The following is a 21608-nucleotide window of genomic DNA, read 5'->3' as shown; positions in this document are numbered from 1 at the left end:
CAGCGGCCTTTTTTGTGGTGCCGACCGCATTGCGCGGGCTGGGGCAAGCGGTGTTTACTGCGCGCGCTTCGTCAAAATTTCCAATGCTGGCAAAGTCTTGCCTTCCAGCATTTCCAAGAAAGCGCCGCCACCAGTCGAGATGTAGCCCACTTGTTTCTCAATGCCGTACTTGGCAATGGCAGCCAAGGTGTCACCACCGCCCGCAATGCTGAAAGCTTTCGATTCGGCAATGGCCTGTGCAATGACGCGTGTGCCGTTTGCAAACGCGTCAAACTCAAACACGCCAACGGGGCCATTCCACACAATGGTGCCCGCCGCTTTGAGTTGCGTGGCCAATTTGGCCGCCGTCTCTGGGCCAATGTCCAAAATCAAATCGTCATCGGCCACGTCAGTCGCTTTCTTTACGGTGGCCACGGCATCCGCTGAAAAAGTTTTGGCGGTGACAACATCGGTGGGGATCGGCACTTCGGCGCCGCGCGCTTTCATGATGTCGATCACGGCTTTGGCTTCTGCCAACAAATCGGGTTCAGCCAAGCTCTTGCCTATTTTCAAACCAGCGGCCAGCATGAAGGTGTTGGCAATGCCGCCGCCCACAATCAGTTGGTCCACCTTGTCGGCCAAGCTCTTCAAAATGGTGAGCTTGGTCGACACTTTGCTGCCCGCCACAATGGCGGCCAAGGGACGTGCAGGATGGGCCAAGGCTTTGTTAATGGCGTCAATTTCGGCTGCCAACAAAGGGCCTGCGCACGCCACTTTGGCGTATTCGGCAATGCCGTAGGTGGTGCCTTCTGCGCGGTGCGCCGTGCCAAACGCATCGTTCACAAAAATGTCGCAAAGTGCGGCCATTTTTTGCGCCAACTCGGGGTTGTTCTTTTTCTCGCCTTTGTTCACGCGGCAGTTTTCAAGCAGCACCAATTGGCCTGCCGCCACGTCCACACCGTCCACCCAATTGGCTTTGAGCACCACATCACGGTCCAGCAATTCAGCCAAGCGTTTGGCAACGGGCGCCAAAGAATCTTCGGCCTTGAATTCGCCTTCGGTGGGACGACCCAAATGACTGGTGACCATGACGGCAGCGCCAGCATCGAGTGCCATTTGAATGCAAGGCACAGAGGCCCGGATGCGCGTGTCTTCGGTGATGTCGCCCGCATCGTTTTGCGGCACGTTCAAATCGGCACGGATGAAAACACGTTGGCCTTTGACTTTGCCTTGTTGGCACAAATCAGAAAAACGAATGACGTTCATGGAAATTCTCTTGAATAACAAAAATGAATGAGCCGTCTTCTGATCCCTCAGAGACTTTTCACAACAAACAGAATTTTAGTCGGGCAAGCTTGCGCAAACCTAACCACCGCTTTTGTAACAAGGCGTGACTTACCAACCTGCGAGCAAGTGCAAGGGCAAGAAAGTCAGCATGCCCACCACAATGGTCAAGAGCACGTTGCGGCGCCAAAAGTAAACGGCGGCGCCCACTGCGGCGCCCATCCACCGGGCGTCCATCCAGGTGTGCAAAAACTCGCCTTGTTGCATCAAAATTTCAGGCAAGACCACAGCCGCCATGGCCGCAATGGGCGCATATTGCAAACCCCGCTGCGCCCAATCGGGCAAGGCCCATTCTTCACTTGAGAAGAAAAAGAAACTGCGCGTCAAAATGGTCACGCCAGTCAAACCCACAATCACAGCCAAGGTCCACAGATCGGTGCCTTCAAAGAAATTCATGCCGGCGCTCCTGCACGTTTTGATTGAAAGCTTTCAAGCGACATGCTCAACACCACGGCCACACCGATCGCCAACACAATGTTCAACTTCAACGGCAAGTGATAGGCCATGATGGCCGTTGCCGCAGCCACAGCTGCTGCAAAGATGCGCATCCGTGTGCTGGCCAAAGAGCACAAAATGCCCACCAAGCACAAGGTGCCAGCAAAGCCCAAGCCCCAAGACGTTGGAATGATCTTGGCCAAAAAGATGCCAAAGAAACTGGCCACCATCCAACTCACCCACACGATGAAGGTGTTGCCCGCCAAGGATGCAGCTTGCGTCATTTGCTCTGCCGGCTCTTCACTCGGTTTGGCAAATCGGCGGGTGAACAACACATAACTGATGTCGGTGGTCAGATACCCGTGCACCATTCGTTCAAGACGTGGCAAATGCATCAAGTAAGGACGCAAGTGCAGACTGAACACCATGAAGCGCAAGTTGACGCAAAAGCCGGTGGCCAAAATCACCCAGACCGGCGCACCCGCCACAATCAAAGGCAATGCCGCCAATTGCGAACTGCCGGCATACACAAAGAGTGTCATGGCAATGGCCTCGAACACACTCATGCCCGAGTTGACCATGGCCACGCCCGTCATCAAACCCCAAGCGGCAACACCCGGTGCTTGCGGTGCCAAATCGCGCAGGCCTTCCATGAAGGCAGGGTGACGGTAATTTTCAGCTTTGAAAAACATCGCCCACCGTGCCCTTGAAATGGCGAACGAAATCGGCCACCGGTTGACGCTTACCGCCTGGTTTTTGCAATTGCGTGAGGCACAGCACACCTGCGCCACAAGCTACCTGCAAGCCAGACTCATCGATGGCCAGCAAGGTTCCTGGCTTGGCAAGGCTTGCATGAACAGACACATCTGCAAGCACATGGGCTTGCCACACCTTGACCGTTTCACCGGCCATCTGAGCAGTCATGCCAGGAAATGGGTCGAAGGCTCGAATGCGTTGTGACAGCTGTTGCGCACTCAATGTCCAGTCGATGGCCGCTTCGGCTTTTTCAATTTTGTGTGCGTACGTCACGCCTTCAGTGGGCTGCGCCACAGGTTTGAACTGGCCCACTTGTGTGAGCGCTTTGACAATCAAAGCGGCGCCCATGGTGGCCAGCTTGTCGTGCAAGGAGGCTGTCGTGTCTTGCGTCAAGATGGGCAATGTTTCTTCGAGCAACATGTCGCCCGTGTCCAAGCCCGCATCCATCTGCATGATGGTGACGCCTGTTTGTGCATCACCCGCCTCAATGGCGCGGTGAATGGGGGCTGCGCCGCGCCAGCGAGGCAACAAGGAGGCGTGAATGTTGAGGCAACCGTGCTTGGGTGCATCGAGCACCCATTGCGGCAAGATCAAACCATAAGCCGCCACCACCATCACAACGGCTTGCGCTTGCGCAATGAAGGCTTGTGCTGCAGCGGCTTCTTCGGGGTATTTGCCATCCAGCTTCAAACTGTGCGGCTGCACCACCGGCAAGTTGTGCGCGAGTGCAAATTGTTTGACAGCGGAGGCCTGCAACTTCATGCCGCGGCCGGCTGGACGATCAGGCTGCGTGAAAACGCCCACGATCTCATGGCCCGCTGCATGCAAAGCAGCCAATGCGCTGCGGGCAAATTCGGGAGTGCCCGCAAAAATCACGCGCATGGAACTTCTTTCTGTTGGAACAATTAAGCGTCGTCTCTTTGCGCTTTGAGCATTTTGGTTTTGATGCGGTTGCGTTTCAAGGGGGACAAATATTCCACAAACACTTTGCCCATCAAGTGGTCCAATTCGTGCTGAACGCAAACCGCCATCAAACCTTCTGCTTCCAACTCACGCACCTGACCCTGCGCGTCTGCCGCTTTGACTTTCACTGCAACCGCACGCTCCACACCATCGTAAATGCCGGGCACGGACAAGCAGCCCTCTTCGCCCTTCACGCGCTCTTCACTGAACCAGGTGATTTCAGGATTGATCAAGACCACGGGCTGGTTGCGTTCTTCTGACGTGTCCATCACCACCAAGCGTTGGTGCACATCCACTTGGGTGGCAGCCAGGCCCACACCCTGCGACTCGTACATGGTTTCGAGCATGTCTGCGATCAGTGCGCGCAACTTGTCATCAAACTCGGTGACGGGTTTGGCCACCTTGTGCAGGCGGGGGTCGGGATAGCAAAGAATGTTTAAAAGTGCCATGGTGATCTGTATTCAGCAATACCTCTATTTTCGCCAATTTAAAGAAGCCTTGCCGAAGTCAGCGGTAGGTTCTCAAAATCAAGCCATTGTCCAACCCTCTGCCTCAAGGATAAGCCATGGTTTCTACGCGCGAAAGTTTGCAAGCTTGGCTGCGCCTCAGCCTCACGCCAGGGGTTGGCAACACGACGGCACGCGCTCTGCTGCAGGGCTTTGGCTTGCCTGAACGTATTTTTCAGCAAAGCCCCGCCAAACTGCAAACCCTGGTCAGCCCCGCCATCAGCCAGCAATTGTGTACCTTGCCCGCTGAATTGGAAGCCTTGCTCGATGTCACATGGGAATGGCTGAACACACAGGCACCTTTGCGCATGGCCTCTTACAAGCCCCGGCAAACCGAAGGCGTTGTCATCGGCAAAAGGCTGCTGACGCTGGCCGACCCAGACTACCCCCAAAGCCTCATGCTCACCCCCGATCCACCCTTGATGTTGTATGCCATGGGCCAAACGCAGCACCTGCATTGGCTCAGCCCACCACCCTTGCAAGCCCCGCGTGCTGTGGCCATTGTGGGCAGCCGCAACCCCACCCCCCAAGGCAGTTTGAACGCACAAGACTTTGCACACAGTCTGTCTCAAGCCGGCCTCACCGTCATCTCCGGCCTGGCGCTGGGCATTGACACAGCGGCCCACAAGGGCGCGTTGGCGGGTGGCACTTTGGCCAACCCTTTGCACACCGTGGCCGTGGTCGGCACGGGCCTTGACCGTGTGTACCCGCATCAAAACCATGCCTTGGCGCAGCACATTGCACAACAAGGCTTGTTGCTCAGCGAGTACCCCTTGAACACGCCGCCCGTGATGGCCAACTTTCCAAAGCGCAATCGCCTCATTGCTGGTTTGTCCCAAGGGTGCTTGGTGGTCGAAGCAGCCCTGCGCTCTGGCTCACTCATCACCGCCAAGCAAGCCGTCGACATGGGCAAGGAGGTGTTTGCCATTCCAGGCTCCATTCACACCACGGTGGCCAAAGGATGCCATGACCTCATCAAACAAGGCGCCAAGCTGGTTGACAGTGCACACGACATCTTGGAAGAAATGAAAGACTTGCCCAGCCCAAGCATGGCTTTAAATAAATCTAGCCCAAGTGATATCGCCACATCTGCCACAGACAACAAAGACCGCCGCCATTCAAGCCCGTCCCATGCACAAGCCATCGCAGTGCACTTGGACCATGTGCCCGTTGGCTTAGACGAGTTGCAGCGTCGAAGTGGCTTGCCCACCTCGCAACTGCAAGCAGAATTGTTTCAAATGGAATTGGCGGGCACCTTGGGGCGATTGCCTGGCGGCCTCTACCAGCAACTGACTAGGAAGTGAACCTCAACTGAGCCACAACTAAGCCACCACTGATTAGCAACTGAGCAGGCAGGGCACGCGTGGCTAGCTTAGCCAGCGTGCCTGCCACTTTGTTTTAGACCACAGCGCCAGCGTTGGGGTCGTCTGGGTCTTCGTCTTTTTTGGGTGCGGCTTTGATCAGGTCTTCGCGCTGAATGCCCAACCACATGGCAATGGCGGCTGCCACAAACACCGACGAATAAATGCCAAACAAAATGCCGATGGTCAGGGCCATGGCGAAGTAGTGCAAGGTCTCGCCACCAAACAAGAGCATGGAGAGCACCATGATCTGCGTTGAACCGTGCGTGATGATGGTCCGGCTGATGGTGGAGGTGATGGCGTTGTCGATGATTTCAACCGTGTTCATCTTGCGGTAGCGGCGGAAGTTCTCGCGAATTCGGTCAAAAATCACCACCGATTCGTTCACCGAATACCCCAACACGGCCAGCACAGCAGCCAACACCGCCAATGAAAACTCCCACTGGAAGAATGCAAAGAAGCCCAAGATGATGATGACGTCGTGCAAGTTTGCAATGATGGCTGCCACCGAGAATTTCCACTCGAAGCGCACTGCCAAATAAAGCATGATGCCGGCCACCACAAAGGCCAAAGCCTTCAGGCCATCGGCTGCCAATTCTTCACCGACCTGCGGGCCCACAAATTCTGTGCGGCGCAAAGTGGCTTCAGCGTTTTGCGTTTTCAACGCGGCCATCAAGGTGTCGCTTTGCTGCGCAGAACTCACGCCCTTTTGCGCTGGCAAGCGAATCATCACATCGCGTGCGGTGCCAAAGTTTTGCACTTGCACATCGGTGTAGCCCAAACCCGAAACGACACTGCGCACTTGCTTCAAGTCGGCGGGTTGGCTGTAGCTCACTTCCATCACGGTACCGCCGGTGAACTCCACCGACAAATGCAAACCGCGGCTGAACAAAAAGAACACGGCCAACAAGAAAGTCACGAGCGAGATCACGTTGAAGATCAACGCGTGCTTCATGAAGGGAATGTCTTTGCGGATTTTGAAAAATTCCATGATGCTGCTCCGCTTTATGCTTTGTCGTCGGTTGTGGCAGGCACTGCCGCACCTTCAGGGCGCCAGACCGTGCCAATCGACACCGATTTGAGTTTCTTTTGACGGCCATACCAAAGGTTGACCAAGCCACGTGAGAAGAACACGGCAGAGAACATGCTGGTCAAAATGCCCAAGCAATGCACCACCGCAAAACCACGCACAGGGCCAGAACCAAATGCCAACAAGGCCACACCTGCAATCAGGGTGGTGATGTTGGAGTCCAAGATGGTGGCCCATGCACGGTCGTAGCCTGCATGAATGGCGGCTTGCGGTGAAGCACCCAAGCGCAACTCTTCACGCACACGCTCATTGATCAGCACGTTGGAGTCAATGGCCATGCCCAGCGCCAAGGCCATCGCGGCCATGCCAGGCAAGGTCAGGGTGGCTTGCAACATCGAGAGAACAGCCACCAACAGCAACAAGTTCACACCCAGGGCGATGCTGGAGAAAACGCCAAACACCATGTAATAAATGCACATGAACGCCACGATCACCAAGAAACCCCAAGTGACGCTGTTGAAGCCTTTGGCAATGTTTTCTGCGCCAAGGCTTGGGCCAATGGTGCGCTCTTCAATGATTTCCATGGGCGCAGCCAGAGAACCTGCACGCAACAACAAAGCGGTGTCGTTGGCTTCGCTGGTGGTCATGCGACCCGAGATTTGCACGCGACCGCCGCCAATTTCAGTGCGGATGACAGGTGCTGTCACCACTTCGCCTTTGCCTTTTTCAAACAGCAAAATGGCCATGCGCTTGCCCACGTTTTCACGAGTCACATCTTTGAAGATGCGTGCGCCTTTGCCATCGAGTGACAAGTTGACGACGGGCTCTTGAGTTTGATTGTCAAAGCCAGGCTGTGCATCTGTCAGGTTGTCACCCGTCAAAATCACTTGCTTCTTCACAATCACAGGCTGCCCGTTGCGTTCTAAATAACGCTCAGAACCAAAAGGCACCATGCCATTGGTTTGCTCAGCTGAACGGGCTTCGCTGCTCTCGTCGACCAAGCGCACTTCCAAGGTGGCCGTGCGGCCCAAAATGTCTTTGGCTTTGGCCGTGTCTTGCACGCCTGGCAACTGAACCACAATGCGGTCCAAACCTTGCTGCTGAATCACAGGCTCGGCCACACCCAATTCATTGATGCGGTTGTGCAGGGTGGTGATGTTTTGTTTCAAGGCCTGCTCTTGCACGCGGCGTGCAGCTTCAGGTTTGATGGTGGCTGTGATTTTGAACTCAGTGCCTTCGGCCGCATCCACCGCTTGCAAATCTGCAAATTGATCGGTCAGCACGCGGCGCGCCGCATTCAACTGCGCTTGATCGCGCATGCGAATCTCAATGCTTTGCCCATTGCGTGCAATGCCGCCATGACGCACATCTTTTTCACGCAGAGCGGTGCGGATGTCGCCGGCCAATGAATCGGTTTTTTGTGTGAGGGCTGCTTTCATGTCGACTTGCAACATGAAGTGCACACCACCGCGCAAGTCCAAGCCCAAATACATGGGCGCTGCATGCAAGGACGTGAGCCAAGCTGGCGAGCGTGACAGCAAATTCAAAGCCACCACATAACCATTCTCTGTGCCTTCTGGAATCAGCGCCTTTTGAATGGCGTCCTTGGCTTTGAGTTGTTGTTCGGTGCTTTCAAATCGAGCCTTGATGGAGTTGCCTTCCAGCGTTAAAGCTGCTGCCGGCACATTGGCGGCTTTGATCGCCTCGGCAACGCGCGCCAAAGTGGCGTCGTCAACTTTGGCGCTCATCTTGGACGATGACACCTGCACCGCCGGTGCTTCACCAAAAAAGTTGGGCAATGTGTAGACCACGCCCAACAACAAAGCGATCACGATGATCGCAAATTTCCACACCGGATAACGGTTCATGATGGCAGCCGCTTCAAAGAAGAAAAGAAAGCACTGAAGGAAAGTACCGAGGGCCCGCGCTTGAGCCTTTCGGACCCTTACTTGATCGTGCCTTTAGGCAAGACTTGCACCACGGCGGAACGTTGCATTTGAACTTCCACGCCATTGGCAATCTCAATGCTCAAAAAGCTGTCGCCCAGCTTGCTGACTTTGCCCAAAAAGCCGCCGGCTGTGATGATTTCATCGCCCTTGGCGAGCGCATCGATCATGGCCTTGTGTTCTTTTTGCTTCTTCATTTGGGGGCGAATCATGACGAAATACAGCACCACAAACATCAAGAGCAAGGGCAGCATGCTCATCAAAGAAGATTGCATGTCTCCACCAGCTGCGGCAGCTGCTGGGGCGGTTTGGGCAAATGCGGATGAAATGAACATCATCGAACTCCACTGATCTATCAATAAAAAATCCCTTGATGGCGGCATGAAAGCAGCCATTTGGGCCAACCATGGATTGTATGCGGGGCTATGATGAGGCCCAAAGACCTTGTCCAACTCGGGAGACGACCATGGCCAGCCATTCTCATGATCACGATCACGACCATTCCACCCTCAGTGAGATGGACGTCAGAGTTCGGGCCCTCGAAACCTTGCTGACCCAAAAAGGCTACATCGACACGGCGGCCATTGACCGCATCATCGAAACGTACGAAACCGAAGTTGGCCCTCACAACGGCGCCCAAGTGGTGGCCAAGGCTTGGGCCGAGCCAGACTTCAAAGCCTGGCTGCTGGAAGATGCCACGGCGGCCATCGCCTCATTGGGCTTTACAGGTCGCCAAGGCGAACACATGGTGGCTGTTGAAAACACCCCCGAGCTGCACAACATGGTGGTTTGCACCCTGTGCAGTTGCTACCCCTGGACGGTCTTGGGCTTGCCACCGGTTTGGTACAAAAGTGCGGCTTATCGGTCGCGTGCCGTGCTGGAGCCGCGCAAAGTCTTGGCCGACTTTGGCGTGACATTGCCCCAAAGCACCCGCATACGGGTTTGGGATTCCACCGCTGAAGTCCGCTATTTGGTCTTGCCCCGACGCCCCGCAGGAACGGAGAATTTGTCGCAAGCAGAATTGACCAAGATGGTCACGCGCGACGCCATGATTGGGACGGCACTGGTATGAACGGCGTCCATGACATGGGTGGCCAACAAGGCTTTGGCCCCGTACACGTCGAAAAAAACGAGCCCCTTTTTCACGCTGACTGGGAAAGCCGGGCCATGGCAGTCACAGTGGCCATGGGCGCCAGCGGTCAGTGGAACATTGACCTGAGCCGCTCGGCACGCGAATCCTTGCCACCGGCCGTCTACTTGTCCAGCAGCTATTACGAAATATGGATTCGGGCCCTGGAGCAACTCATGCTGGCGCGCGGCATGGTGACGCAAGCAGAGCTTGTCAGTGGTCAGATGACCCAAGCGCCCGTCAAAGTGAACCGCGTCCTCACCCGAGACACCGTCGATGCCGCATTGAAAGCAGGTAGCCCCACCGAGCGGCCCATCGACCAAGCTGCCTTGTTCAAGGTGGGCCAACAAGTTCGCGCACGCAACATGCACCCCCAGGGTCATACCCGCTTGCCTCGCTATGTTCGTGGCCACACAGGGACAGTGGTCCGCGTGCATGGCGGCCATGTCTTCCCCGATGGTCACACCTTGCGCGCCACCCCGCCTTTCAACGTGCCCGTGCAATGGCTGTACACCGTGGTGTTTAAGGGCACCACCCTGTGGGGCGAGCAGAGCGATACCAGCGTGGAGGTGACGGTGGACGCATGGGAGTCTTATTTAGAAGCCGTGGCCTAAAGCCTTTGCAAGCACCCACCTGAACACAAGCAGTATGCAAAACACCCACCTGACACTTGAAGAGATTGCCCAACTCTGCGGCGGTCAAATGCCGCTGCCAGTGCAAGACAGCCAAGGGGCGGTGTTTTCAGAGCCTTGGCAAGCGCATGCTTTTGCCATGACTTTGCAATTGCACGAAAAAGGTTTGTTCACATGGCCCGAATGGGCCGCGGCCCTGACGCAGGAAATTCGCAATGCCCAAGCGGCAGGCGACGCCGACACCGGCGCCACTTATTACACCCATTGGCTCAATGCATTGGAGGCCATGGTGCTGACCAAGCAATTGGGCACAGCCGAGCAGATTCATGACCTGGAACATGCTTGGGAAGATGCCGCGGCGCGCACGCCGCACGGACAGCCCATCGTTTTGGACGTTCAAGGCTCGGGTGTATCGGTGTCCAACTGACCCCGCACCAGTTGCTGCCGTGCCAATTCGGCGAGGGCTTGGTACTTGCGCTTGAACGCATCGAGGTTGTCTTCCTCTAACTCTTCCAAATCCAGCAAGGCATTGTGGGCTCCTTGCGTGGCCCTGATCAATTCGTCCAACTTCAACTGAATGGCTTCCGTGTCGCGGTTCTGTGTGTTTTGAATCAAGAACACCATGAGAAACGTGACGATGGTGGTCCCTGTGTTGATGACCAATTGCCACGTGTCGCTGAAGGCAAACAAAGGCCCCGTGAGAATCCACACCACGATCACGGCCACGGCCAAAGAAAACGTGCGCGGCTTGCCGCAGATGTGCGCCACTTTTTTGGCGAAATTGGCATAGGCATTGTTTTGCAACATGGCTTTGAACTTTCAAAAAACTAACACCCCGTTATGATGCCCCCATCTTTCGGAAAATAAAACTTGCGATTTCCATTTCTACCTGTTGCCGCCCTCATGGGCAGTTTGATCACCTTGTGCGCAGGCACATCGCTGGCCAAAAGCTTGTTTCCATTTGTAGGCGCCGAAGGCACCACCACCTACCGACTGATTTTTTCCACGCTGTTGCTGATGGCCTTTTGGCGGCCTTGGCGGCGCGCCTGGACCTGGGCCGATGCACCACCCTTGGTGATGTTTGGCGCCACCTTGGGGGTCATGAACTTGCTGTTTTACAGCGCCATCAAAACTGTGCCCTTTGGATTGGCCATTGCCATTGAATTCACGGGCCCCTTGGCCGTCGCCTTGTGGTCTTCCAAAAAGCCGCTTGATTTTGTTTGGATTGTGTTGGCCGTCGTGGGAATGGGTTTGATCTTGCCTTTGTCCCAAACCATGGACGCGGGCAGCGCAAGCGCACTGGACCCGGTCGGCATTGCCTTCGCTTTGGGCGCTGGATTCTGCTGGGCCATGTACATCGTGTTGGGTCAGCGTGTGGCCGATCGCATTGGTGCCTTTGCCACCCCCATGGGCATGTTGGTGGCGGCCATGGTGGTCACGCCTTTTGGTATCAGCGTGGCCGGTACTTCTTTGTTGAATGTGGAATGGATGCTGACAGGTTTGGGCATTGCCTTGCTGTCAAGCGCCATCCCCTACAGCTTGGAAATGTATTCGCTCAAACACTTGCCCAAACAAACTTTCAGCATCTTGTTGAGTTTGGAGCCAGCCGTGGGAGCTTTGGCAGGTTGGTTGGTGCTGTCTGAGCAACTGACTGCACAGCAACTCAGTGCCATCGGACTGATCATGGCCGCTTCGATGGGAAGCGCCATGACCGCTGGTCAAAGAAACATCAAGGATTGATTCGGTACATCAAATGTCGATGTTGCCAGCGCGCAGCGCATTGCCTTCAATGAAGTTACGGCGTGGTTCGACCTCGTCGCCCATCAACATGGTGAACACGCGATCGGCTTCAATGGCGTCGTCAATTTGCACACGCAACAAACGGCGAACAGTGGGGTCCATGGTGGTTTCCCAAAGCTGTGCAGGGTTCATCTCGCCCAAGCCTTTGTAACGCTGGCGGCTGGTGGTGCGCTCGGCTTCGCCAATGAGCCACTGCATGGCTTGGCGGAAGTCGTTGGTCTTCTCTTCTTTTTGCTTGTCGCCTTCACCGCGCATGACCTTGGCACCTTCGCCGAGCAAACCGCGGAAGGTATTGGCCGCCTCGGCCAATGCGCCGTAATCCGCACCGTGCACAAAGTCTTGCGTGATCACGCTGCTCTTGATGTTGCCATGGTGGCGACGGCTGATGCGAAGCAAGGGCTTGTCGGTGCGCGCATCAAACTCTGCGGTCACTTCGGCAGGCACACCAGTGGTGTTGAGTTCGCGCAGTTTGGCTTGCAAAGCAGGCGCGCATTCAGCGGCGTTGTCGAGGTTGTCGAGGTTGAGGGCCACACCATCGGCAATGGCGCGCAATGCTTCGGCATCCATGAAATTGGACAAGCGGTGAATGACGGCTTCGGCCACTTGGTGCTTACGCGCCAAAGACTCGAGTGTGTCGCCACTGAGCACCTGAGGTGATGCACCACCGGTGGCAATGCTGGCGTCTTTCAAAGCGATGCGGAGCAAGAAGCCATCAAGTGCGGGCGCATCTTTCAAATACAACTCTTCTTTGCCAGCCTTCACTTTGTAGAGGGGTGGCTGCGCAATGTAGATGTGGCCGCGTTCAACCAGGTCGGGCATTTGACGATAGAAGAACGTGAGCAGCAAGGTGCGAATGTGCGCGCCGTCCACGTCGGCGTCGGTCATGATGATGATGCGGTGGTATCGCAATTTGTCGACGTTGAAGTCATCGGTACCGCTCTTGCCCGATTCGGCAGAAGCTTTGCCAATACCCGTCCCAAGCGCTGTGATGAGCGTGACGATTTCGTTGCTGGTGAGCAATTTTTCGTAACGTGCTTTTTCAACGTTCAAGATCTTGCCGCGCAGTGGCAAGATGGCTTGGAATTTGCGGTCGCGGCCCTGCTTGGCAGAACCACCGGCGGAGTCACCCTCCACGATGTAGATTTCGCACAGCGCAGGATCTTTTTCTTGGCAGTCGGCCAACTTGCCTGGCAAGCCCATGCCATCGAGCACACCTTTGCGACGTGTCATTTCGCGAGCTTTGCGCGCAGCTTCACGAGCACGTGCAGCCTCGACAATCTTGCCGCACAAAATTTTGGCGTCGTTGGGGCGCTCTTCCAAAAAGTCACCCAAGGCTTTGGCCACGATGTCCTCTACGGGTGCACGCACCTCGCTAGAAACCAACTTGTCTTTGGTCTGGCTAGAGAACTTTGGCTCGGGCACTTTGACGCTGAGCACGCAGCACAAACCTTCGCGCATGTCGTCGCCACTGACTTCGACTTTTTGCTTTTTGGCAATTTCGTTTTTCTCGATGTACTTGCCAATGACACGTGTCATGGCCGCACGCAAACCTGTGAGGTGAGTGCCGCCATCACGTTGTGGAATGTTGTTGGTGAAGCACAAAACGCTTTCGTTGTAACCATCGTTCCACTGCATGGCCACTTCCACACCGATGCTGGTGCCGGGAATGCCGCCGTAGGAATCGGCAGGGCGCTCGCCCATGGCGATGAACGCATTAGGGTGCAAGACTTTTTTGTTGGCGTTGATGAAATCAACGAAGCCCTTCACGCCACCAGCGCCAGAGAAGTCGTCCTCTTTGCCTGTGCGTTCGTCTTTCAAACGAATGCGCACACCGTTGTTCAAGAAGCTCAGTTCGCGCAAACGCTTGGCCAAAATTTCGTAATGGAAATCGTTGTTCTGCGTGAAGATGTCGGTGTCGGGCAAGAAGTGAACTTCGGTACCGCGCTTTTCGGTGGCACCCGTGATCTTCATGGGCGACACTTCAACACCGTCCACCATTTCGAGCAAACGGTTTTGTACAAAGCCTTTGGCAAATTCGATTTGATGCACTTTGCCTTCGCGGCGCACCGTGAGGCGCAACCATTTGCTGAGTGCGTTCACGCAGCTTACGCCCACGCCGTGCAAACCACCGGACACTTTGTAGCTGTTTTGGTTGAACTTGCCGCCTGCGTGCAATTCTGTCAAAGCAATTTCTGAAGCCGAACGCTTGGGCTCGTGCTTGTCGTCCATCTTCACACCGGTGGGAATGCCGCGGCCGTTGTCGGTCACGCTGATGGAGTTGTCGGAGTGAATGGTCACCACGATGTCATCGCAATGACCGGCCAAAGCTTCGTCGATGGAGTTGTCGACCACCTCAAACACCAAGTGGTGCAAGCCGGTGCCATCGGACGTATCGCCGATGTACATACCAGGGCGCTTGCGAACCGCTTCTAAGCCTTCCAAAATTTGAATCGAACCTTCGCCATAACCCTCAGAGGCGCCGGCTTGGTTGGTGTCGATGATGGGCTGAATGGTTGTGAACTCTTCGGCGCTTGGCTTGTTTTCTTCGGTCATTTTTACTTTTCTCAATCTCTCGAATGGCCGAAACCCGCGAATCAACGCGGGTTTCGAAAGGCTGTACTTGGGGTGTTTTTAGGTCACCGTCAATCAGTTCAGGCCTTAAATGCGCATGGGCATCACCACGTATTTGAACTGGTCGTTTTCTGGAATGGTGATGAGTGCAGAGCTGTTGGCATCGGCCAAATCAATGCGCACCATGTCTTGGCCCATGTTGGTGAGCACATCGATGATGTAGGTCACGTTGAAGCCAATTTCAATGCTGTCACCGCCGTAATCAATGTCGAGCTCGTCCACGGCTTCTTCTTGCTCGGCATTGGTCGACGCCACACGCAATGTGCCAGGATCCAAATTGAGGCGGACGCCTTTGAATTTGTCGCTGGTCAAAATTGCGGTGCGCTGCAAGCATGACAACAAAGCTTGACGACCCAGCGTCAAATTGTTGCGATGGCCTTTGGGGATGACACGGTTGTAATCTGGGAACTTGCCTTCAACGAGTTTGGTCACAAACTCCATGCCACCAAAACTGAACTTGGCTTGGTTGTTGGCAAACTGCATGTCGATGGCGCCTTCGGCGTCGCTGAGCAAGCGCTGCATTTCGAGCACCGTTTTACGCGGCAAGATGACTTCTTGTTTGTTGGGCACATCGGTGTCCAAAGTGGCAGAAGCAAATGCCAAACGGTGACCATCGGTGGAGACCAAAGACAACTGCTTGCCTTCAGCCACAAACAATATGCCGTTGAGGTAGTAACGAATGTCGTGCACGGCCATGGCAAAAGAAACTTGACTGAGCAGTTGCTTCAAGGTCTTTTGTGGAATGCTGAACACAGGGCCAAAGCTGGCGGCCTCTTGCACCAAAGGAAAATCTTCGGCGGGCAAAGTTTGCAAAGTGAATTTGGATTTGCCACCCTTCAAAATCAATTTGCTTTGGCTGGATTCCAAGCTCACAGTTTGATCGGAAGGCATGGTGCGCAAAATGTCGATCAGTTTGCGTGCGCCCACCGTGGTGGTGAAGTCGCCAGCATCGCCATCCATTTCAGCGGTGGTGCGAATTTGAATTTCAAGATCGCTGGTGGTCAACTGCAATGCTTTGCCAGTTTTGCGAATCAACACATTGGCCAAAACAGGCAATGTGTGACGACGTTCCACAATGCCAGAAACGGATTGCAAAACAGACAGCAATTTGTCTTGGGTGGCCTTCAGTACGATCATGTCTTCCTCTGTTTTCGGGGGGCCCCAATTTGGAATTTGGGAGCCCCTAGATTTTCGCTGATTTTTAGCCCTAAATTGCGCTTCGGGCCGCCTTAATTCAGCATTCTTTGGGGGGGCTTGCCCACCCCCTGGTTGGCGCCCATTTCAAAGGCTGTTTGTTGAGCCAGAAGGCTTAGCCCTTGAGGGTTTGCTCCAGAACGTGCAATTGCTGGTTCAGCTCGGTCAGTTGTTGGCGTTCGGCACTGATTTTGCGCACGGCATGCAACACTGTGGTGTGGTCACGCCCGCCGAACAATTCCCCAATTTCGGGCAAGCTTTTTTGGGTCAACTCTTTGGCCAAGTACATGGCAATTTGGCGTGGCCGCGCAATGCTGGCCGGGCGCTTTTTGGAATACATGTCGGCGACCTTGATCTTGTAGTAATCAGCCACCGTTTTTTGGATGTTTTCAACGCTGATCTGTCGGTTTTGGATGGACAGCAAGTCGCGCAGGGCCTCACGCGCCAGTTGGATGGAGATTTCTTTCTGGTTAAAGCGCGAATAAGCCAAGATTTTGCGCAAGGCGCCTTCCAGTTCGCGCACGTTGGAGCGCACATTCTTGGCAACAAAGAAGGCCACTTCTTCGGGCATGACGCTGCCCTCGCTGATGGCTTTGTTGATCAAAATGGCCACCCGCATTTCAAGTTCAGGGGGCTCGATGGCCACCGTCAGGCCTGAATCAAAACGCGAGACCAAGCGTTCGTGAATGTCGGCCAAGCCTTTGGGATAGGTGTCGCTGGTCATCACGATGTGTGATTTTTTGGCCAGCAAAGCTTCGAAGGCATTGAAGAACTCTTCTTGGGTGCGGTCTTTGTTGGCAAAGAACTGCACATCGTCAATCAACAGCAAATCCAGCGAGTGGTAGCGATGCTTGAATTCATCAAAAGTTTTGCGCTGGTAGGCCTTAACCACATCTGACACAAATTGTTCGGCGTGAATGTAGAGAACTTTGGCATCGGGGCGATCGGCCAGCAATTTATTGCCTACCGCATGCACCAGGTGAGTCTTGCCCAAACCCACGCCACCATAAATGAACAAGGGGTTGTAGAGATGCCCGGGCATGGTGGCCACGTGCATGGCCGCTGCGCGGGCCATGCGGTTGGCGGAACCTTCCACCAAGGTATCAAACGTCAAGGCCGTGTTCAAGCGGTGGCGATGGCCATCGCTGGGCGCTTCGTCGGGCAAGTCTGCTGGTTCTGGTCGCGCCTCCAAGGCGGCCTTGGCCATTGAAAATGCTGTTTTTCCTTGAGATTCTCTGGTAGCAAGCGCTAACTCAATTTGAATTTTTTGTCCGTGCAAGCGCGACAAAACATCGGCCAGCTTGGCACTGTATTGCGCACGAATCCAATCCAATTTGAAACGGTTGGCCACGTACAAAGTGACCTTGGAGAAGTCTTCCGAGACCTGCGCGGTGAGGGGTTTGATCCACGTATTGAACTGCTGCTCGGGCATTTCCTGCGAGAGTTCATCAAGGCAAACTTGCCAAAGTGCTTGGCCTGCTTCGTCGCCGTCGTGGGGGTGCTGTCCATTGCTCATGCGGGCATGCCTTGGGTGTGGACAGTTTGAAGAATCATGACGTTCAAAATAACTTTATCAAGAGTTTATCCACATCCAAAAAGATGGGTTTGGGGCATCATAAACCAGAAAATTTGAACTGAAACTTGGTTTTTTTCAAGAAGCGCCAGACTTAGGGTTTGCCAGCCCCCAGAAAGTTTGCGATAATCGCCGGTTTCCTCCAAAAATAACCATGTGGTTTTGGAGGGTCTGTCATCAGGAACGTCAAAAATGAAACGCACATACCAACCTTCTAAAACACGCCGCGCACGTACTCACGGCTTTTTGGTTCGCATGAAAACTCGCGGCGGCCGTGCTGTGATCAACGCACGCCGCGCCAAAGGCCGTAAACGCCTGGCAGCTTAATTTAAGCGAGAGCAGCCGCGTGAGCCCAGCCCCTCAATGGCTTGGCTGCTGAGCAATTCCATGACTCGGCAGTGGTGTGCAGCGTTTAAAAACCCGCCCTCAATTCCAGGCCGCCCTTGCCGGCGGCACGGTTTCTCGCACCCCGCATTTCGCTTTGCACCGTCTTAACCTGCCCGAAGCCAAGCCCTTGGCCTCGGCCGAAGACTCGCACATCGCACCCCTCTTTCAGACCCAAGAAGTTTGGCTTGGCGCCATGGTCCCCAAACGGTGGGCCAAGCGTGCCGTCACGCGCAACGCCATCAAACGCCAAATCTACAACGTCAGCGCACAATTTGAAGTGCGCTTGCCTTGCGCTGCGCACGTGGTTCGCTTGCGCTCGGGCTTTGATCGCCAACAATTCATCAGCGCCACCTCACCGATGCTCAAACTGGCCGTTCGGCAAGAACTTGAGCAATTGTTTGAGCGCGCAGCCAACAAGCCATGATCCAACAACTATTGATCGGCATTGTGAAAGGTTATCGCCTTTTTCTCAGCCCTTGGTTAGGATCGGCATGTCGGTTTGAGCCCACCTGCTCTGTTTATGCATTGGATGCCCTCCAGCAGCATGGCGCAGGCGTTGGCAGCTACCTCACTCTCAAACGCTTAGGCCGTTGCCACCCTTGGTGCAATGGCGGCCACGATCCGGTGCCCGAACAGGCACCCCAGTGGCTTTCCCGTTTGTTGCAACACCCGTTAACTCACACCTCTTCGAAGAAGTCTTCATGAACGATATTCGCCGCACCTTTTTATGGGTCATCTTTGGCTTCTCCATGGTTCTGCTTTGGGACCAATGGCAAATTTACAACGGCCACAAAGCCACCTTCTTCCCTAAACCCACAACGGCCACCGCACCTGCAGTGAATGCGGCAGCACCTGATGGTGTCCCTGTGGCCAGCACACCGGCAGCCGCTGCACCCGCAGGCCCCGCGCAAGTTCCTGGCGTCACAGCGCCTGTTGCGGACTCAGCGCGTGAACGCATTGATGTCAGCACCGATGTCCTGAAGCTCAGCTTCGACACAGAAGGTGGCAGCTTGGTGCGTTCTGAATTCGTCAAATTTGGTGACATCCAAGACGACAAAAAACCGTTCGTTTTGCTCGACGAAAGCAAAGCCCGCGTGTATGTCGCTCAAACTGGTTTGATCGGCGGCGCCTTTGCATCACACAAAACGCCTATGAAATTCACAGGCGAGCGCGCGCTGAAAGAAGGTCAAAACGAATTGGCCTTGAAGTTTGAATCTGGCGATGTGGGCGGTTTCAAGTTGGTCAAAACTTACACCCTCACCCGTGGCAGCTATGCGGTGAAAGTGGCGCATCAAGTCATCAACACAGGCAGCGTGGCCGCATCGCCACAGCTTTACGTTCAGTTGGTCCGCGATGGCAACAAGCCAGAAGGCGAGTCCTCTTTTTACTCCACCTTCACGGGTCCTGCGATTTACACCGATGCCAAGAAGTATCAAAAAATCGAATTCACTGACATCGAAAAGAACAAAGCTGACTTCGAGAAAACCACGCAACAAGGCTATGTGGCCATGGTTCAGCATTACTTTGCATCTGCATGGGTCTTGCCTGCCAACACAGCTCGAGAAAACTTTGCACGCAAAGTCGACAACAACTTGTACGCCGTTGGCATGATCACACCCTTCAGCGAAGTGGCCCCAGGTCAAACCAAAACATTGGACGCCACTTTGTTTGTGGGTCCTCAAGAAGAAAAAATGCTGGAAGTGATCACGCCTGGCCTTGAGTTGGTCAAAGATTACGGCTGGCTCACGGTTTTGGCCAAGCCTTTGTACTGGCTGCTTGACCGCCTGTTCGGCTTCTTGCACAACTGGGGTTGGTCCATCGTCGCCTTGGTGGTCTTGCTGAAGCTCGCCTTCTACTGGCTCAATGCCAAGGCCTATGCGAGCATGGCCAAAATGAAAGCCATCAATCCCAAAATCATGGAGATGCGCGAACGCCTCAAAGACAACCCACAGCAAATGCAGCAAGAGATGATGCGCATTTACCGCGAAGAGAAAGTCAACCCAATGGGTGGTTGCTTCCCCATCATGGTTCAAATTCCAGTGTTCATTGCTTTGTACTGGGTGCTGTTGTCTTCTGTTGAAATGCGCAACGCACCTTGGATCGGTTGGATTCACGATTTGTCAGCGCCCGATCCTTACTTCATCTTGCCCGTGGTCATGACACTGTCCACCTTGCTGCAAACGGCGCTCAACCCCGCACCACCAGATCCCTTGCAGGCCAAGATGATGTGGTTCATGCCGCTCATCTTCAGCGTGATGTTCTTCTTCTTCCCATCTGGCTTGGTGCTGTATTGGATTACCAACAACATCTTGTCGATTGCACAGCAATGGGTGATCAATACACGCATGGGTGTACCGCCGCAGTTCAATCTGCCAAAATTCAATTGAGCCCATTCAACTTAACTGAGCCCATGCTGAGTTAAACCATCCACAACAGGGCCGCGCATGCGGCCCTGTTGCTTTGAAAACAAACCTGCACCACCATGTTGTCGCGCCACCAGGATCCCATCATTGCCATTGCGACGGCCCCTGGCCGAGGCGCGGTTGGCATCGTGCGCATTTCAGGCCCTAAGCTCAAAGCATGGGCCGACATGTTGTGCGGAAAAAATTTACAAGCGCGACAAGCCCATTACTTGCCATTCAAGGACGACCAAGGTGAGCCCATCGACCAAGGTTTGGCCATCTTTTTTCCAGGACCCCACTCCTACACGGGCGAAGACGTGCTCGAGTTGCAAGCGCACGGTGGCCCTGTGGTGCTGCAACTGTTGTTGGCGCGTTGCATGCAAGCAGCCAGTCAACTGGACACCGCAACAGGCATGCCGTTGTTGCAAGGTTTGCGTTTGGCCGCACCGGGCGAGTTCACCCAGCGCGCATTTCTGAACGACAAAATTGATTTGGCCCAAGCCGAGGCCATCGCTGATTTGATCGATGCCTCTACGGGTGCTGCAGCCCGAAGCGCCAGCAGATCCTTGGCGGGAGACTTCTCCAAAGAGATTCACGTCTTACGCGACAAGCTGATTCACCTGCGCATGCTGGTCGAAGCCACGCTGGATTTTCCAGAAGAAGAAATTGACTTCTTGCAAAAAGCCGATGCACAAGGACAGCTTGAGCGCTTGCAATCGCAGCTGTCCAAAGTACTCGAGCGCACACAACAAGGCGCCTTGCTGCGCGAAGGCATCAAAGTGGTGATTGCGGGCCAGCCCAACGCTGGCAAGAGCTCGCTGCTCAATGCCTTGGCCGGCGCAGAGTTGGCCATCGTCACGCCCATTGCCGGCACCACACGCGATGTGGTGCAACAAACCATCCAAATTGAAGGCGTGCCTGTGCATGTTATCGACACCGCTGGTTTGCGCGAAGGCGATGGCATTGATGAGGTGGAAAAAATCGGCATTCAACGCGCTTGGGACCAAATTGCCGCCGCCGATGCCGTTTTGTTTTTACACGACCTCACACGGCAACACTTGCCTGAATACGCGCAGGCCGACTTACAAATTCAAAACGCCTTGTCTACTCAATTGCCAGCAGGTGTTACCTTGATTCACGTTTGGAACAAGTGCGATCTGGCGCAAGTCGCTGAGCCCATCAGTGCACAAACCAGAGCCGCCACATCCGATGTACGCAAGGTGCAACATGACATTCACTTGTCAGCCAAAACAGGGCAAGGCATTGATGTGCTGCGTGCACAATTGCTGGCCGCCGCAGGTTGGCAACCTGCCACTGAAGGTTTGTACTTGGCGCGTGAGCGCCACGTTCAAGCACTCAAGCGGGTGCAGTCGCATCTCGAAGTGGCCGACGCACATTTGCGTGCACAAGCACAATCTCTTGATTTGTTGGCGGAAGAGTTGCGCTTGTCTCAATCGGCCTTGAACGAGATCACCGGCGAATTCAGCGCTGACGATTTGCTCGGCGTTATTTTCTCTAGCTTTTGTATCGGTAAATAAAC

General features: G+C 54.7%; 22 protein-coding genes. 10 read left to right on the top strand and 12 right to left on the bottom strand.

The genetic code is table 11. The annotated features are described in order from the left end of the window. Positions 1-54: 54 nt before the first annotated feature. The 5 genes from B9Z46_RS11755 to def all read right to left on the bottom strand — a co-directional run bounded on the left by B9Z46_RS11755 (position 55) and on the right by def (position 3926). Positions 55-1245 carry a phosphoglycerate kinase gene (locus B9Z46_RS11755; protein WP_108256683.1) on the bottom strand — a complete coding sequence of 397 codons (1191 nt, stop codon included), beginning with the start codon at positions 1243-1245 and terminating at the stop codon, positions 55-57. 129 nt (positions 1246-1374) lie between these two features. Next, on the bottom strand, positions 1375-1719 hold the full coding sequence (locus B9Z46_RS11750; RefSeq protein ID WP_055359360.1) for an AzlD domain-containing protein: 345 nt from the start codon (positions 1717-1719) through the stop codon (positions 1375-1377). Continuing rightward, entirely contained in the window at positions 1716-2450 is a 735-nt protein-coding gene (locus B9Z46_RS11745; protein WP_055359361.1) for an AzlC family ABC transporter permease, read from the bottom strand. The genes B9Z46_RS11750 and B9Z46_RS11745 overlap by 4 nt, the downstream gene beginning before the upstream one ends. Further along, positions 2434-3396: a methionyl-tRNA formyltransferase gene (fmt, locus tag B9Z46_RS11740; RefSeq protein ID WP_108256681.1), complete on the bottom strand. Its 963-nt coding sequence runs from the start codon at positions 3394-3396 to the stop codon at positions 2434-2436. The genes B9Z46_RS11745 and fmt overlap by 17 nt, the downstream gene beginning before the upstream one ends. 23 nt (positions 3397-3419) lie before the next feature. After that, positions 3420-3926 (bottom strand): peptide deformylase, encoded by a 507-nt coding sequence (gene def, locus B9Z46_RS11735; RefSeq protein ID WP_055359363.1) that lies wholly within the window; start codon positions 3924-3926, stop codon positions 3420-3422. 116 nt (positions 3927-4042) lie between these two features. Here def and dprA point away from each other — a divergent pair, with 116 nt between their 5' ends. Then, the gene (gene dprA / locus B9Z46_RS11730) at positions 4043-5287 is read left to right on the top strand and encodes a DNA-processing protein DprA (RefSeq protein WP_108256679.1); all 1245 of its coding nucleotides are present in this window, start codon (positions 4043-4045) and stop codon (positions 5285-5287) included. Between the two features lie 94 nt (positions 5288-5381). On the opposite strand, the gene secF is transcribed toward dprA, so the two are convergent. The 3 genes from secF to yajC form a co-directional block, all read right to left on the bottom strand. Then, entirely contained in the window at positions 5382-6335 is a 954-nt protein-coding gene (gene secF, locus B9Z46_RS11725) for a protein translocase subunit SecF (protein WP_055359365.1), read from the bottom strand. 14 nt (positions 6336-6349) lie between these two features. Next, the gene (gene secD / locus B9Z46_RS11720) at positions 6350-8242 is read right to left on the bottom strand and encodes a protein translocase subunit SecD (RefSeq protein ID WP_108256677.1); all 1893 of its coding nucleotides are present in this window, start codon (positions 8240-8242) and stop codon (positions 6350-6352) included. 77 nt (positions 8243-8319) lie between these two features. Next, complete coding sequence (yajC, locus tag B9Z46_RS11715; protein WP_055361763.1) at positions 8320-8655, bottom strand: preprotein translocase subunit YajC; 336 nt, start codon at positions 8653-8655, stop codon at positions 8320-8322. A 131-nt stretch (positions 8656-8786) separates the two neighbouring features. Here yajC and nthA point away from each other — a divergent pair, with 131 nt between their 5' ends. Genes nthA through B9Z46_RS11700 form a run of 3 tightly spaced genes read left to right on the top strand, consistent with a single transcriptional unit; the run spans position 8787 to position 10508 of the window. Continuing rightward, on the top strand, positions 8787-9392 hold the full coding sequence (gene nthA / locus B9Z46_RS11710) for a nitrile hydratase subunit alpha (RefSeq protein ID WP_055359367.1): 606 nt from the start codon (positions 8787-8789) through the stop codon (positions 9390-9392). Then, positions 9389-10063 carry a nitrile hydratase subunit beta gene (nthB, locus tag B9Z46_RS11705; RefSeq protein WP_108256675.1) on the top strand — a complete coding sequence of 225 codons (675 nt, stop codon included), beginning with the start codon at positions 9389-9391 and terminating at the stop codon, positions 10061-10063. The genes nthA and nthB overlap by 4 nt, the downstream gene beginning before the upstream one ends. A 34-nt stretch (positions 10064-10097) precedes the next feature. After that, entirely contained in the window at positions 10098-10508 is a 411-nt protein-coding gene (locus B9Z46_RS11700) for a nitrile hydratase accessory protein (RefSeq protein WP_369907446.1), read from the top strand. On the opposite strand, the gene B9Z46_RS11695 is transcribed toward B9Z46_RS11700, so the two are convergent. After that, positions 10478-10888: a low affinity iron permease family protein gene (locus B9Z46_RS11695; RefSeq protein WP_055359370.1), complete on the bottom strand. Its 411-nt coding sequence runs from the start codon at positions 10886-10888 to the stop codon at positions 10478-10480. The genes B9Z46_RS11700 and B9Z46_RS11695 overlap by 31 nt on opposite strands. 63 nt (positions 10889-10951) lie before the next feature. Between B9Z46_RS11695 and B9Z46_RS11690 the strand changes: the two genes are divergently transcribed. Then, on the top strand, positions 10952-11821 hold the full coding sequence (locus B9Z46_RS11690) for a DMT family transporter (RefSeq protein WP_335337954.1): 870 nt from the start codon (positions 10952-10954) through the stop codon (positions 11819-11821). Positions 11822-11830: 9 nt separating this feature from the next. On the opposite strand, the gene gyrB is transcribed toward B9Z46_RS11690, so the two are convergent. The 3 genes from gyrB to dnaA form a co-directional block, all read right to left on the bottom strand. Then, positions 11831-14434: a DNA topoisomerase (ATP-hydrolyzing) subunit B gene (gene gyrB / locus B9Z46_RS11685; RefSeq protein WP_108256673.1), complete on the bottom strand. Its 2604-nt coding sequence runs from the start codon at positions 14432-14434 to the stop codon at positions 11831-11833. A gap of 105 nt (positions 14435-14539) precedes the next feature. After that, positions 14540-15649: a DNA polymerase III subunit beta gene (gene dnaN / locus B9Z46_RS11680; protein WP_055359373.1), complete on the bottom strand. Its 1110-nt coding sequence runs from the start codon at positions 15647-15649 to the stop codon at positions 14540-14542. 172 nt (positions 15650-15821) lie between these two features. Continuing rightward, complete coding sequence (gene dnaA, locus B9Z46_RS11675; RefSeq protein ID WP_108256671.1) at positions 15822-17222, bottom strand: chromosomal replication initiator protein DnaA; 1401 nt, start codon at positions 17220-17222, stop codon at positions 15822-15824. A 249-nt stretch (positions 17223-17471) separates the two neighbouring features. Here dnaA and rpmH point away from each other — a divergent pair, with 249 nt between their 5' ends. The 5 genes from rpmH (at position 17472) to mnmE (ending at position 21606) form a co-directional block, all read left to right on the top strand. Continuing rightward, complete coding sequence (gene rpmH, locus B9Z46_RS11670; RefSeq protein WP_028820859.1) at positions 17472-17606, top strand: 50S ribosomal protein L34; 135 nt, start codon at positions 17472-17474, stop codon at positions 17604-17606. Positions 17607-17682: 76 nt separating this feature from the next. Continuing rightward, positions 17683-18090: a ribonuclease P protein component gene (locus tag B9Z46_RS11665; RefSeq protein ID WP_108256669.1), complete on the top strand. Its 408-nt coding sequence runs from the start codon at positions 17683-17685 to the stop codon at positions 18088-18090. Then, entirely contained in the window at positions 18087-18371 is a 285-nt protein-coding gene (gene yidD / locus B9Z46_RS11660; protein ID WP_108256667.1) for a membrane protein insertion efficiency factor YidD, read from the top strand. The genes B9Z46_RS11665 and yidD overlap by 4 nt, the downstream gene beginning before the upstream one ends. Beyond that, a complete protein-coding gene (gene yidC, locus B9Z46_RS11655; protein ID WP_108256665.1) occupies positions 18368-20053 on the top strand; it encodes a membrane protein insertase YidC in 1686 nt (561 codons plus the stop codon). The genes yidD and yidC overlap by 4 nt, the downstream gene beginning before the upstream one ends. Before the next feature lie 95 nt (positions 20054-20148). Then, positions 20149-21606, top strand: coding sequence for a tRNA uridine-5-carboxymethylaminomethyl(34) synthesis GTPase MnmE (gene mnmE, locus B9Z46_RS11650; protein ID WP_108256663.1), 1458 nt, complete (start codon positions 20149-20151; stop codon positions 21604-21606). The last annotated feature ends 2 nt before the right edge of the window (positions 21607-21608 follow it).

The sequence above is a fragment of the Limnohabitans sp. Hippo4 genome, assembly GCF_003063605.1.
GTDB lineage: Bacteria > Pseudomonadota > Gammaproteobacteria > Burkholderiales > Burkholderiaceae_C > Limnohabitans_A.
Note: the sequence above shows the minus strand (reverse complement) of the source record. Positions and strands in the feature narration are given on the sequence as shown.

Excerpts from the sequence above, each read along its gene's own strand:
- fmt (WP_108256681.1), bottom strand. The coding sequence starts at position 3,396 with ATGCGCGTGATTTTTGCGGGCACTCCCGAATTTGCCCGCAGCGCATTG.
- B9Z46_RS11750 (WP_055359360.1), bottom strand. The coding sequence starts at position 1,719 with ATGAATTTCTTTGAAGGCACCGATCTGTGGACCTTGGCTGTGATTGTG.
- secD (WP_108256677.1), bottom strand. The coding sequence starts at position 8,242 with ATGAACCGTTATCCGGTGTGGAAATTTGCGATCATCGTGATCGCTTTG.
- dnaN (WP_055359373.1), bottom strand. The coding sequence starts at position 15,649 with ATGATCGTACTGAAGGCCACCCAAGACAAATTGCTGTCTGTTTTGCAA.
- mnmE (WP_108256663.1), top strand. The coding sequence starts at position 20,149 with ATGTTGTCGCGCCACCAGGATCCCATCATTGCCATTGCGACGGCCCCT.
- yajC (WP_055361763.1), bottom strand. The coding sequence starts at position 8,655 with ATGTTCATTTCATCCGCATTTGCCCAAACCGCCCCAGCAGCTGCCGCA.
- def (WP_055359363.1), bottom strand. The coding sequence starts at position 3,926 with ATGGCACTTTTAAACATTCTTTGCTATCCCGACCCCCGCCTGCACAAG.
- gyrB (WP_108256673.1), bottom strand. The coding sequence starts at position 14,434 with ATGACCGAAGAAAACAAGCCAAGCGCCGAAGAGTTCACAACCATTCAG.
- yidC (WP_108256665.1), top strand. The coding sequence starts at position 18,368 with ATGAACGATATTCGCCGCACCTTTTTATGGGTCATCTTTGGCTTCTCC.
- B9Z46_RS11695 (WP_055359370.1), bottom strand. The coding sequence starts at position 10,888 with ATGTTGCAAAACAATGCCTATGCCAATTTCGCCAAAAAAGTGGCGCAC.
- rpmH (WP_028820859.1), top strand. The coding sequence starts at position 17,472 with ATGAAACGCACATACCAACCTTCTAAAACACGCCGCGCACGTACTCAC.
- yidD (WP_108256667.1), top strand. The coding sequence starts at position 18,087 with ATGATCCAACAACTATTGATCGGCATTGTGAAAGGTTATCGCCTTTTT.
- B9Z46_RS11755 (WP_108256683.1), bottom strand. The coding sequence starts at position 1,245 with ATGAACGTCATTCGTTTTTCTGATTTGTGCCAACAAGGCAAAGTCAAA.
- nthB (WP_108256675.1), top strand. The coding sequence starts at position 9,389 with ATGAACGGCGTCCATGACATGGGTGGCCAACAAGGCTTTGGCCCCGTA.
- dnaA (WP_108256671.1), bottom strand. The coding sequence starts at position 17,222 with ATGAGCAATGGACAGCACCCCCACGACGGCGACGAAGCAGGCCAAGCA.
- B9Z46_RS11745 (WP_055359361.1), bottom strand. The coding sequence starts at position 2,450 with ATGTTTTTCAAAGCTGAAAATTACCGTCACCCTGCCTTCATGGAAGGC.
- secF (WP_055359365.1), bottom strand. The coding sequence starts at position 6,335 with ATGGAATTTTTCAAAATCCGCAAAGACATTCCCTTCATGAAGCACGCG.
- dprA (WP_108256679.1), top strand. The coding sequence starts at position 4,043 with ATGGTTTCTACGCGCGAAAGTTTGCAAGCTTGGCTGCGCCTCAGCCTC.
- B9Z46_RS11700 (WP_369907446.1), top strand. The coding sequence starts at position 10,098 with ATGCAAAACACCCACCTGACACTTGAAGAGATTGCCCAACTCTGCGGC.
- nthA (WP_055359367.1), top strand. The coding sequence starts at position 8,787 with ATGGCCAGCCATTCTCATGATCACGATCACGACCATTCCACCCTCAGT.